The 12679-nt window shown below is 59.7% G+C and carries 10 protein-coding genes; 3 read left to right on the top strand and 7 right to left on the bottom strand.

What is annotated here, in order from left to right; translation table 11 throughout:
* Positions 1-79 precede the first annotated feature (79 nt).
* Both HY36_RS15630 and HY36_RS15625 read left to right on the top strand, forming a co-directional pair.
* A complete protein-coding gene (locus tag HY36_RS15630) occupies positions 80-1375 on the top strand; it encodes a spinster family MFS transporter (RefSeq protein WP_035554904.1) in 1296 nt (431 codons plus the stop codon).
* Positions 1372-2274: an alpha/beta fold hydrolase gene (locus tag HY36_RS15625; RefSeq protein WP_051602876.1), complete on the top strand. Its 903-nt coding sequence runs from the start codon at positions 1372-1374 to the stop codon at positions 2272-2274. The genes HY36_RS15630 and HY36_RS15625 overlap by 4 nt, the downstream gene beginning before the upstream one ends.
* Here HY36_RS15625 and mmsB read toward each other — a convergent pair.
* From mmsB to HY36_RS15610, 3 genes are all read right to left on the bottom strand, one after another.
* Positions 2266-3159, bottom strand: coding sequence for a 3-hydroxyisobutyrate dehydrogenase (gene mmsB / locus HY36_RS15620; protein WP_035554760.1), 894 nt, complete (start codon positions 3157-3159; stop codon positions 2266-2268). The two genes, HY36_RS15625 and mmsB, sit on opposite strands and share 9 nt — an antisense overlap.
* A 130-nt stretch (positions 3160-3289) precedes the next feature.
* On the bottom strand, positions 3290-4066 hold the full coding sequence (locus HY36_RS15615) for an enoyl-CoA hydratase-related protein (protein ID WP_035554758.1): 777 nt from the start codon (positions 4064-4066) through the stop codon (positions 3290-3292).
* Positions 4067-4071: 5 nt separating this feature from the next.
* Positions 4072-5568 carry a CoA-acylating methylmalonate-semialdehyde dehydrogenase gene (locus HY36_RS15610; RefSeq protein ID WP_035554757.1) on the bottom strand — a complete coding sequence of 499 codons (1497 nt, stop codon included), beginning with the start codon at positions 5566-5568 and terminating at the stop codon, positions 4072-4074.
* A 101-nt stretch (positions 5569-5669) separates the two neighbouring features.
* Between HY36_RS15610 and HY36_RS15605 the strand changes: the two genes are divergently transcribed.
* Positions 5670-6563 (top strand): LysR family transcriptional regulator, encoded by an 894-nt coding sequence (locus tag HY36_RS15605; RefSeq protein ID WP_035554755.1) that lies wholly within the window; start codon positions 5670-5672, stop codon positions 6561-6563.
* A gap of 1 nt (position 6564) precedes the next feature.
* Here HY36_RS15605 and HY36_RS15600 read toward each other — a convergent pair whose 3' ends face one another.
* The 4 genes from HY36_RS15600 to proC all read right to left on the bottom strand — a co-directional run bounded on the left by HY36_RS15600 (position 6565) and on the right by proC (position 12563).
* Complete coding sequence (locus HY36_RS15600; RefSeq protein ID WP_081806236.1) at positions 6565-8799, bottom strand: alpha-glucuronidase family glycosyl hydrolase; 2235 nt, start codon at positions 8797-8799, stop codon at positions 6565-6567.
* A gap of 60 nt (positions 8800-8859) precedes the next feature.
* Positions 8860-10422, bottom strand: a complete 1563-nt coding sequence (gene putP, locus HY36_RS15595) for a sodium/proline symporter PutP (protein ID WP_035554752.1) — start codon at positions 10420-10422, stop codon at positions 8860-8862.
* Between the two features lie 68 nt (positions 10423-10490).
* A complete protein-coding gene (locus HY36_RS15590) occupies positions 10491-11753 on the bottom strand; it encodes a glutamate-5-semialdehyde dehydrogenase (RefSeq protein ID WP_035554749.1) in 1263 nt (420 codons plus the stop codon).
* A 30-nt stretch (positions 11754-11783) separates the two neighbouring features.
* Positions 11784-12563: a pyrroline-5-carboxylate reductase gene (gene proC, locus HY36_RS15585; protein WP_035554747.1), complete on the bottom strand. Its 780-nt coding sequence runs from the start codon at positions 12561-12563 to the stop codon at positions 11784-11786.
* Between the last annotated feature and the right edge of the window lie 116 nt (positions 12564-12679).

Below are 12679 nucleotides of genomic sequence, written 5' to 3'. Positions count from 1 at the left end.
ACACATCGGATTGCCGACCCGCCCCTCCCAGGACCTTGCATATTGTTGCGTGCGGATCGCCGCACCCTGAAGGATGCTCATGACACAGACTGCGGCTGCCCCCTCCCAGACCTCCCGGAACAACTCGCGTGCCTATGTCCTGGCGCTGCTGACGCTGGTCTACACTTTCAATCATATTGATCGTCAGATCCTGTTGATCCTGATCGAGCCGATCAAGGCGGAACTCCAGATTTCGGACGGCCAGATCGGCTTGCTGACCGGCTTTGTCTTCGCCGCATTCTACGCAACCTTTGGAATCCCGATCGCCATGTGGGCGGACCGGGGCAACCGCCGGAACATTCTGGCCATCTCGCTGGCGCTCTGGTCGGGCATGACTGCGCTCTCCGGCTTTGCCCAAACCTATTGGCAGCTTCTGCTCGCGCGCGTCGGCGTCGGCGTCGGAGAAGCAGGCGGAACACCTCCCGCAACATCGATCATCTCAGACCTGTATGCGCCAAAAGAAAGAGCCTTCGCGCTTGGTATCTACACGGCCGGCATCGGGCTTGGCGTATTGGCCGGATTTGTCATCGGCGGGTATGTCTACAAGTATTTTGGCTGGCGCACCGCATTCCTCGTCGCGGGTATTCCTGGCCTGATACTGGCCGCCATTGTCCGCTTCACGATCCGCGAACCAAAGCGCGGCGCCATCGAGCAACGCAGCGATGACGGCCAGGCCTCCACCCTCGGCGAGACTCTCAAATTCATTGGGGGACAAACCTCTTTCCTGCTGATGCTGGCTGGCTGCTGCCTCATCTGCATCTCCGCCAATGCCTTCCTCGCCTGGACGCCAAGCCATCTGCAGCGGACCTATGATGTTGGCCCAAGCGACATTGCGATTCCTCTCGGTCTATTGATTGGCGGAGTTGGCAGCGTGGGCGCGATCCTCCTGGGCCGCGTTTGTGACCGGCTGTCCGCGCGCAACCTGGCATGGCGTCCGTGGATGATCGCCGTATGTGCAGCCATCGCCCTGCCGTTCGCGTGGATGTTCCTGCAGGCTGACACGATCAATATGGCATACGCCTGGAACGTGGTGCCGGCATTCATTGGCCTGATCTATGCCAGCATTGCCTATACGGCCTCACAGGAACTGGTCGGGCTTCGCATGCGGGCGTTCGCTTCGGCATTCATGCTGTTCTGCCTCACCCTGATCGGCATCGGCGGAGGCCCCAGCATCGTCGGCTATCTGAGCGAGTATTTTGCGGCTCAGGGCAATGAGGCTCCACTGAAGTCGGCGCTTGAACTCATGCTTGGCCTAAACGCGCTGAGCGTCGTGTTCCTGGCTCTGGCGGGTCGCACATACGCACGCGACGCCAAACGTGCTGCGGAGATCGTATGAGCGAAGCAGCGTCCCTCCCGGCAAACACAACCCTGACCAAACGCGACCTCTTCTACACGTCGCATGACGGGCTGACCCTGTATGCCGCTGACTACGGCCCGATCGACAGCGACACCGTCATCCTGTGCATGCACGGGCTGACGCGGAACCACAAGGATTTCGAGCCCATGATTGAAGGGCTCGGCCTGAAAGCACGCTTCATTTCGGTGGACGTGCGCGGGCGCGGGAAATCAGACCGTGACCCGAACGGCACCACCTACCAACCGCCCTTTTACGCACAGGACATGGCCACGCTGATGGCACACCTGAATCTGGACAAGGTGATCCTGATCGGTACGTCGATGGGCGGACTGATGGCCATGCTGATGGCCAAGGCATTTCCGGAAAAGATACGCGGTATCGTGATGAATGATGTCGGCCCGGAAGTGAACCCGGCTGGCCTGAAGCGCATCGCGGGCTATGCCGGAGGCAATGAGATTTTCGACAGCTGGGGGGACGCCGCAGCGGCGATTGGCAAGACGCAGGCAGGCGTCTATCCGGATTATGGAGCCGATGACTGGATGGCATTTGCCAGACGAACCTGCGTTGAGCAGGCCGATGGCAAGATCGTATTCGACTATGACCCGGTGATTGTGAAAGGGATGGGCAGCACAACGCCCGGATGGCGCGTGAATTTCGCCATGTGGCGCGTGTTCGCCGCGATGAAATCCATCCCGCTGCTGATCATCCGGGGCGAATGGTCTGACATTCTGGCAAAGAAAACCGCGAACCGGATGCTTCGTCGCCACAAGAACAGCGCGCTGTTGACCGTTCCCAATCGTGGCCACACGCCGTTTCTGGATGAACCGCACTCACTGGATGCGATCCGCGATTTCATTCGATCACTCGGCTCAGCCTAATTCCTGCTTCAGGTCTTTCATCACGCCGGAAAAGTCGAGCCCGCCATGCCCGCGGGCATCAAGGTCTGCGTAGATCTTCTCGGCCATCTCACCGAGCGTTACCTGTGCCCCTGCCGTCTTCGCTGCGCCAGCTGCCAAGTGCAGATCCTTGAGCATCATCGCAACCGCGAAGCCGGGCTGGTAGTCGCGGTTTGACGGAGCGGTCGGTACAGGACCCGGCGCAGGGCAATAGCTCGTCATGCTCCAGCATTGGCCGGAGGCGGTGGAGGAAATGTCATAAAAAGTCTGCGCGTCGAGGCCCAGCTTTTCCGCCAGATTGAATGCCTCGCACGTGCCGATCATGGAAATGCCCAGCAGCATGTTGTTGGCGATCTTCGCGACCTGTCCATTCCCGCTGGCGCCTGCATGAAAGATGTTCTTGCCCATCGCATCCAGGATGGGCTTTGCCTTCGTAAAGGCCTCGTCCGGCCCGCCGACCATGAAGGTCAATGTGCCGGCGTCTGCCGCCGCCGTGCCGCCTGACACAGGCGCGTCCGCCATCAGGAAACCTGCTGCTTCAGCCTTTGATGCGGCTTCACGCGCGTCTTCGACGGCAATCGTTGAGCAATCGAGAAACAGCGCGCCTTTCGCAGCTTGCGCCGCAACACCATCCTCTCCGAAATAGACCGACAGGACATGCTTGCCCGCGGGCAACATGGACACGATCACGTCGGCGTCGCTCACGGCCTCTGCGATCGTCGCCGCTGCTTGTGCGCCATTGGATTCAGCGACCTTCACAGCGTCCGCATTCAGGTCGAATGCGCGAACCTCATGCCCCGCCTTGCACAAATTGGCGCACATGCCCGAGCCCATATTGCCCAGGCCAATGAATGCGATCTTCGTCATGTCTTCCTCCCGTTGCGCCCTCAGAGAGCGCTCATGCTGAGCGAAGTCGAAGCAAGTGCGCGGGCTCATCAACCGGGCGCACGACCCGGAACCCATCCTTCGACTTCGCTCAGGATGAGTTCCTCCGGCGTTATTTGTCCTTGAAATCAGCCGCGCGCTTTTCGACGAAGGCGCTCATGCCTTCCTTCTGGTCGGCGGTGCCGAACAGGCCCTGGAACAGGCGGCGTTCGAACTTCACGCCCTCAGCGGTGGAAACTTCCAGCGCGCGTCCGACCATCTCCTTGGCCGCCATGATCGACGGAATGGAAAAGCCCGCGATTTCCCTCGCCGCACCCATGGCCGTGTCCATCAGCGCATCATGCTCGACAACGCGGGAGACGAGGCCAATCCTGTCGGCCTCTGCCGCGTCGATCATGCGGCCAGTCAGCACCATGTCCATGGCCTTCGCCTTGCCGACAGCTTTGGTCAGGCGGATGGAGCCACCCATGCCCGGCGTCACGCCCAGCTTGATTTCCGGCTGGCCGAACTTTGCCTTGTCGGACGCGATGATCATGTCGCACATCATGGCGAGTTCACAGCCGCCGCCGAGGGCGAAGCCGTTCACTGCGGCAATCACCGGCTTGCGGCAGGCCGCGAACCGGTCCCACAGGCCGAAGAAATCGTCGACATACATGTCGGAAAAGCTCTGCGGCTGCATCTCCTTGATGTCGGCCCCGGCGGCGAAGGCCCGACCCTCGCCGGTCAGCACGCTGACGGCGATATCCTTGTCCCTGTCGATGCGGGCGAACACGTCTGCGACCTCCGCCATGACTTCCTGGTTCAGCGCATTCAGGCTCTCCGGCCGGTTGATCGTGACAAGCGCGACGCGGTCGGAATGTTCGAAAGTGATTGTGTTGTAAGTGCTCATCTCGCTTACCCCATTGTTGGAATGATAAAGGCCTGATCGCCGATATCACCTTCGGGCCATCTTTGGGTAATTGTTTTGATCTTCGTCCAGAACCGCACACCTTCCGGGCCGTGCTGGTTCGTATCGCCGAAGGCCGAGCGCTTCCAGCCACCGAACGTGTGATAGGAGACCGGCACCGGGATCGGCACGTTCACGCCGACCATGCCGACATTCACCTGCGCCGCAAACTCACGCGCCGCGTGGCCGTTCGAGGTGAAGATCGCGCAGCCATTGCCATACTGGTGATTGGAGGGAAGCGCCGCGGCTTCTTCCAGAGACTCCGCGCGGACCACCTGCAGCACCGGCCCGAAGATCTCTTCCTTGTAGGACTGCATGTGCGGCTTCACATTGTCGAACAGGTTCGGCCCGATGAAGTATCCGCCCTCGGCGCCCTGCATGGTGAGACCGCGGCCGTCCAGCTTGAGGTCTGCGCCCTCGTCCACCCCCATCTGGATGTAGCTTTCCACCTTCGCCTTGTGCGCAGCGGAGACGACCGGGCCGTAATGCGCGTCAGGGTCCGTCGAGACGCCGACCTTCAGGTCGCGCGCCGCATCCAGCATGCGCTCGACGAATTCGTCGCCCGTCTTCTTGCCGACGGTCACGGCAACGGGAAGCGCCATGCAGCGTTCGCCCGCCGAACCATAGGCCGCGCCGACGATGTCTTTCACGGCCTGTTCCATGTTCGCGTCCGGCATGATGATGCCGTGGTTCTTCGCGCCGCCCATCGCCTGCACGCGTTTGCCGTGCGCCGTGCCGGTAGCGTAAACATATTGTGCGATGTCGGACGATCCGACGAAACTGACGGCCTTGATTTCCGGATGCTTCAGGATGGCATCGACGGCCACCTTGTCACCGTTCACCACGTTCAGCACGCCTTCGGGCGCGCCGGCTTCCAGCAGCAGCTCGGCGAGGCGCATCGGCACCGACGGGTCTTTCTCCGATGGCTTCAGGATGAAGGTGTTACCGCAGGCGATCGCCACGGCCGCCATCCAGCACGGGATCATGGCGGGAAAGTTGAACGGCGTGATGCCAGCGACAACACCCAGTGGCTGACGCATGGAATAGACATCAATGCCGGGCCCTGCGCCCTCTGTGTATTCACCCTTCTGCAGATGTGGAATGCCGCAGGCGAACTCGACCACGTCGATGCCGCGCTGCACGTCGCCGCGTGAATCCGCTACGACCTTGCCATGCTCCGAAGAGAGTAGCTCAGCCAGCTCGTCCATGTTCGCTTCCAGCAGGCGCTTGAATTCGAACATGACCCGCGCACGGCGCTGGGGGTTGGTGGCGGCCCAGGCCGGAAACGCCTCTGACGCGTTTGCCACAGCGGCGGCGAGTTCGGCTTCGGTGGCGAGGGCGACGCGCGCCTGCACCTCGCCTGTATTCGGATTGTAAATGTCGCCGAACCTACCGGATGTGCCCGTGACGGTTTTGCCGCCAATAAAGTGATGCACGTCGCGCATGTGGAACTCCCTTTGATTTTGACGCGACCCTAACTTGCGTATATTTCCCGGTAAATGGACAATATCGCAGCCATCAGCTACAATTTCGCAGGTAAAATTGGATGAACTGGGATGATCTTCGATTGCTGCTCGATGTTAGTCGCCATCCGCGACTTGCGGATGTTTCAAAGCGAACCGGCCAAGATCCAACAACGATCAGCCGACGACTGCGGCGACTGGAAACAGACCTTGGGCTGGAACTGTTCGAACGCACACCAAAGGGCCATGTGCTGACACCGGTGGGCCAGAGTGTTGCAGACAAGGTGGAGAGTCTGGAGCATACGGCGTCCGAAATCGCTGCACTATCGGATCGCGACGGCCCCCTCGCAGCCGGCCGTGTTCGCCTCGGCGTCACCGAAGGGCTCGGCAGCCTGCTCATCGCACCGGCCATGTCTGACTTTGCAGCGCGCCACCCCCATATCGGGCTCGACATCATTGCCGTGTCCGGTTTCGTCAGCGTGCCGAAGCGCGAAGCGGACATGTCGATCATGTTGACCCGCCCGAAAGCCGGTCGCGTGAAAGTTCGCAAACTCTCGGACTATGTCCTGCAGGTGTACGCGCATCCGGATTACCTGTCGCGCACACGCCCGGTTGAGCAGGTCAGCGACCTCGCCGAGCATGACTTGATTGGCTATGTCGACGATCTGATCTATTCCAGCCAGCTACGCTATCACGAAGACATCGCCCCGGGCCTGACGCCGCGCTTCTGCAGTCCGTCCATTGTGGCCCAATGGCAGATGGCACGGGAGGGTGCGGGGCTGGCCGTGCTGCCGCATTTCATCGCTGCGGGCGATCCAAACCTGGTTCATGTCCTGCCAGATCAGGTGCGCATCGAGCGTGCCTTCTGGCTGGCCGTCCATGAAGATGTCCACGGAACAACGCGCGTGCGAGCCGTCAGCGACTTTCTGGATGAATTGTTCGCAGCATCGGCCCAGCGTTTGACCGGAAATATCTGACCTACTCGCCTTGCCCCGGCGCGTTTGGAAAGCTCAGGCTCTTATAATAATCGAGATCACGTGCAGGTGCCGCCACATCCTCAGGCAGCGGCAGGCCGTTTACACTCTGCCAATAGGCGATGGAGGCGTCGCGCCACCAGATAGCTTCCTGATGCTGGATCGCAAGGAAAGCCGAGACCTGTTCGAACCGTTCGGCATCGACCTCATGTTCCAGAGAGTGCCAGACGGTCTGCATATCCTCGACTTGTGACACGCCCAGATCATACCGACGCACCAGTTCTTCCCACACCGTGTTGCCGTTATCCAGCTCATGGTCCCAACCAACGCGATGGAACCAGAGCAGCAATTCGTCCGGCACAGTGTCCTGGCCTGCCCATTTCTGCGCGACAGGCCCGGCATATTGATCGACAGCGTTTGAACCAGTTTCGGTCCGGTCGAAACCCACCGCATCCTTCATTGCCTTGTGGTAGTAATACGGCGTCCAGTCAGCGCGTCCCAGATCGTCTACCCAAAGGGCTGGGCCATAGTGATGGCCCGTCCCCATAAGGTGGGTCAGCCCGAGCGGTGTCATATAGTTCACCACGGCCTCACGAGAGCCCATCATCAAGCCGGTGATGATATCAGCGACTTCGGGCGCACGGCTGAAGGTCAGCTCCGCCCAGTCGCGCGCGATGGCCTCGGCGGACGCGTCAGGATCCCAGGCCATACGTCCAAAGGCGTACCAGTTCGCCTGGTCAAAAATCGACCCCGACCAGTTTCGGTCGCTGCCTATATTCGCGACCCCGGCCATGCCGGTAATCTCGTAGTCATGCGCAGTGCCATCAATGACAGAGGCAACCGGCGCGCGCTGATCCGTTGCGTGAGTCTCCGCTGACAGCACCTCTTCCCACAGCGTGCCGAGATACGCGAGATGAGTTGAGAACCCCAGATATTCCTTGGTGATCTGGAGCTCCATCATGAGTGGGGTTTCCGGCATCGCGCCGAACAGCGGGTGAAACGGCTCACGCGGCTGGAAATCCAGCGGTCCATTCTTCACCTGAACCAGAACATTGTCGGCAAACTGACCGTCCAGCGGCACAAATTCCGTATAGGCTTGTTTCACGCGGTCTTCTGGTTCTTCTGCCGAATAGACAAAGGCGCGCCACATGACATTTCCCCCGTGCGGCTCCAAGGCCGCCGCGAGCATATTCGCGCCCTCGGCATGGCTGCGGCCGTAATCCTGCGGGCCAGGCTGTCCTTCTGAATTGGCTTTCACGAGAAAGCCGCCAAAGTCCGGCACATAAGTGTAGATCTCGTTGGCCTTGTCTTGCCACCAAGCCTGAACGGCCGGGTCACGCGGGTCTGCCGTTGGCAGTCCATCCAGCTCCATCGGCGCCGAGAACCGCGCAGTCAGATAGACCTTGATGCCATATGGCCGAAACACGTCCGCCAGCGCAGCAACCTTCTCCAGATAGTGCGGCGTTAGCACCGTCGCGTCCGCGTTCACATTCGTTAGGGAGACGCCATTGATGCCGATTGACGCGTTGGCGCGGGCATAATCCGTATACTTCGGGTCCAGATATCCTGGTAGCCGGTGCCAGTCCCAAATGGATTGCCCCGAATAGCCTCGCTCGACATGGCGGTCGAGATTGTCCCAATGGTTCAGAAGACGCAATTGGGTCTTCGGGCGGGAGACAATGTTGACGCCAGTAAAGTTCTGGCCGCGTGCCATGCGCTGAAGGTAGTCGAACGTGCCGTAGAGCACACCGATGTCGGACTGAGCGGAGATCAAGGTAATTTGGCGACCCGAGTGACGGATTTCCTTGATGGCGTACCCGTCCACGCCAACCTCGTAGGAAGACGGTAGAGGCAAGTTTTCCAGCATGCCGGAACATTCCGGGCTGGCCAGAACAAGCGTGCCACCCTGCAGCGTGTCAGCGCGTGGTAGCGCTTCCCCCAGCATGGACTGAGTTGCGCGGTCTATCTCGTCCAGTGCAGCATCGATCGTCGCGGAAGGATCTGAACAGGCGGCCATCACATGACGCGGGGTCGCGTATGACGCTTCTTCCAGTGGCGCATACCGCAGCCACAAATCGTACCCGTCTTCTGCCAACGCAGGCGACAAAGCGCCTGCGGTCGCGATTGCAGTAAAAAGAATGGCGGCGCGCCTGACGATGTTTCTCACGACCCTGGACCCGTTTCCTGATTTCGGGGTCGTCAGCCTGACGGTCTCCGCCCCAAATGTTTGCGTTATCATTTCATAACGCCTGTGACGGGATGTGTCACCGCCCCTCTGTTACCGAGGGGCGGCTGAAGATCAGGATTCCTGAGTCATTGTGTCGGACATGACATCAAATCCGTCTGCCACTTTCGGCTTAACAGAGCGGCCAATCGTGCTGACCAGCCAGGCCGAAAGACCCGACAGGAAGAAGCCGGGAATCATCGCGTACACGAGTGACTCCAGCGGCACAGGACCATTCTCCGAAGGCAGCAACGGCACGTAGAGCCAGACAAGGACTGTGACTGCGCCGACAATCATGCCGGCCAATGCACCATCACGCGTCAGGCCCCGCCAAAACAGGCTGAGCAGGATGATCGGGCCAAAGGCTGAACCAAAGCCAGCCCATGCATTCGAGACCAGATCCAGAATGTTGCTGTTCGGATTAAAGGCCAGACCAATGGCAACGAGGCAGACAGCGACCGTCGCAATGCGTCCGATCAGAACAAGTTCTGATTGCGATGCCTCGCGCCGGAAGAAAGTCTTGTAAACGTCTTCGGTGATTGAGCTGGACGACACCAGAAGCTGGGAGGAAATTGTACTCATGATCGCCGCCAGAATGGCCGCCAGCAAGAAGCCCGCGACGAGCGGATGGAAGATGATCTGCGACAGCAGAATGAAAATTGCCTCAGCGTCTGTCAGCTGTCCGCCAAGGTCGTGCTGGTTCACATAAGCCACGCCGACCGCCCCTACAAAGACAGCGCCGATCACGGTCACAATCATCCAGCTCATGCCGATCGCACGCGCGGTGGCCACGTCTTTCAGGGAGCGAATGGCCATGAAGCGAACAATGATGTGCGGCTGACCGAAATAGCCGAGCCCCCAGGCAAGCAATGATATGAGCCCGAGCACAGTCATGCTTTCTGGCCACATGTCGAAGAATTGCTCGCGCGAAGGCCCAACGCCTCCGGTGTCCGGGTTGACGTGCGCGGGCGCAGACATGATCGCGCTCTCCATGCCGCTCCAGCCGCCAACCACGAAGAAGGCGATCACTGGCACGAGGATCAAGGCGATGAACATGATGCAGCCCTGCACAAAGTCGGTCAGGCTGACCGCTAGGAAGCCGCCGATCACGGTATAGGCCAACACAACGCCAGCAGTAACGAACAGGCCGAGTTGGTAGTTCAGGCCGAAGGCCGACTCAAACAACTTGCCGCCTGCGACGATGCCGGAAGACGTATAAACCGTGAAGAACACGATGATGACCAGCGCAGAGATCGTGCGCAACGCATGGCTTTTATCGTGGAAGCGGTTCTCGAAAAAGTCGGGGATCGTGATCGAGTCGTCGGCAAGCTCAGTGTAGATTCGCAGGCGCGGTGCGACGAACCGGTAATTTAGATAGGCACCGATGGTCAGGCCAACCGCGATCCAGGCCGCCGAAAATCCGCTGACGTATATGGCGCCCGGCAGACCCATGAGCATCCAGCCACTCATATCCGAGGCGCCCGCAGATAGCGCGCCGACAGCTGGGTGAAGGTTGCGTCCCCCCAGCATGTACTCGGAAACATCGCTTGTGGATTCCCTGTATGCATAAAGGCCGATAGCCATCATCAGGACGAAATAGGCCCCAAGCGAAATCATTTCGGGAACGCTGATTGTCATATGTCTCTCGCTGTTCTCGTGAATACGGAAAAGCGCGCCCCCCGTGGCCGCGCATCATTGCAGGTTCATTATGGGCGCGTTTGGCCGTTGCCGTGAACCAGATACTTGAAGCTCGTCAATTGCTCCAGGCCGACCGGCCCGCGCGCATGCATCTTGCCGGTGGCAATGCCGATCTCCGCCCCCATGCCGAACTCTCCGCCATCGGAGAACTGGGTCGAGGCGTTATGCATGACGACTGCGCTGTCGATGCTGGTCATGAAACGCCGGGCAGCCTCTTTGTCTTCGGTCAGGATCGCGTCCGTGTGACCTGACGAGTGCTTGCTGACGAACCGTATGGCTTCATCAAGACCGTCAACCACTTTCACCGACGCAATTGGATCGAGATATTCGGTCGACCAGTCTTCGTCAGTTGCCTCTGCCAGACCGGGCGCGATCTTGCGGGCCTCGGCATCGCCGCGCAGCTCACACCCCTGCATCACATCTGCAAGACGCGGGATCACTGCCTCAGCAATGGCGCGATCCACGACGATGCTTTCCGTCGCGCCGCATACACCGGTGCGCCGCAGTTTGGCATTGCGGACGACTTCCAGCGACTTCTCTATATCAGCGTCTGCATGGATGTAGCTGTGGCAGTTGCCATCCAGGTGAAGCAGCGTCGGCACCTTGGCCTCATCACGAACCAACTCAACCAGCCCGCGTCCGCCGCGCGGAATGACGAGATCAACATACTCAACGGCGTGAAGCAGAGCGGTCACAGCGTTGCGATCTGTCGTCTCGACAGTCTGCACCGCCGCCTTGGGCAGACCTGCGGCTTCAAGCCCCTTCTGCATGCAGGCCACGATCTCTTTCGTGGAATGCTTGCTTTCCGATCCGCCGCGCAGAATGACCGCGTTGCCGGATTTCAGACAAAGCGCACTAGCATCCGCGCCAACGTTCGGACGTGACTCATAGATCATGCCGATCACGCCAATCGGCACGGCTACGCGCTCAATGGTCAGGCCGTTTGGGCGCTCGGTTGTCGACAGAAGTCGCCCAACAGGATCCGGAAGGTCTGCGATCTGCTCCAACGCAGAAGCCATCGCCTCCACGCGCTCATCATTCAGGCGCAGGCGGTCAATAAAAGACTCCGGGCGACTATCCGCGACACTGTCAACGTCTGCCTTGTTGGCAGCCAGAAGTGCGTCCTTCGACTCGCGCAGCGCCGCGGCAGACGCGCGCAAGGCTTCATTCTTCTGCTCGGTCGTCGCAGTCAGCAAATCCTTGGCCGCGTCCTTCGCGTTTTGGCCGAGGCCGGAAATGTAGGCGTTCAATTTGGAATCAAGTGTGGTCACTTTGTATCCTTCGATCTTGTGTTCAGGTGCCTAGCGCAGCTCGATTGCGCGCTTGTAGGCAGCCTCAGTTGTAGCCTTCAGCAGGTCTGACAGTTTGCCGTCACCATTCAAGGCCTTGAGCCCCGCTTCCGTCGTACCGTTCTTGCTGGTCACGGAATTGCGGAGGTTTTCCGGCTTGTCGCCGGTCTGCAGGATCATGCGGATGGACCCATCAAGTGTCCCGAGCACCAGGTCTGTCGCCTGATCCTCGCTGAAGCCGAGATCCTTTGCGGCCTCGATATATGCGCGCGCCAACTCGAATACATAGCCAGGCCCGCTGCCTGCCACCGCCGTCACCCGATCAATCTGGTCTTCATCATCAACCCAGACAGCGGTCCCGGCGGACTTCATCAGCGTCTCGACGGCGGATTTGTGTTCATCCTTGGCATCGCCGCTGGCGTAGAGGCCGGCAACACCGGCTCCGATCGCAGATGGCAAATTGGGCATGATGCGAATGACCGGATAGCCCGGTAGTGCGGATTGCAGGCGTGCAACCGAACATCCCGCCGCGATGGAGGCCACCGCGCCGGTATCGGCGAGCACATCTTTGTAGGCAGGCAAAATCTCGTCGATCATCTGCGGTTTGATCGCGACAATCAGCAAATCGAACTTTTCCGCTCCAAGCGCGTTAATGTCCTTGAAGAGCCGGGCCCCATCTACTGGTTGGTCAAGGAACGGATCGACGATGGTGTATTCATCCTCTGTCGCGCGCATCCATTGGGAAAGCAACGCGCCGCCCATTTTCCCGCATCCGACCAATAGTGTTTTCATGCCCTAGTATTCCTTTGTCCGCTTGGTGCGCCAGATAATGATATTTGTTTAGAATTCAAACAATCCATTACAGAAGCACAAGGTTCCACCGCGTGCCTCAGTATCGTCAAATTTCC

Source organism: Hyphomonas atlantica corrig., assembly GCF_000682715.1.
GTDB lineage: Bacteria > Pseudomonadota > Alphaproteobacteria > Caulobacterales > Hyphomonadaceae > Hyphomonas > Hyphomonas atlantica.
This window is presented reverse-complemented; position numbering and strand designations above follow the sequence as displayed.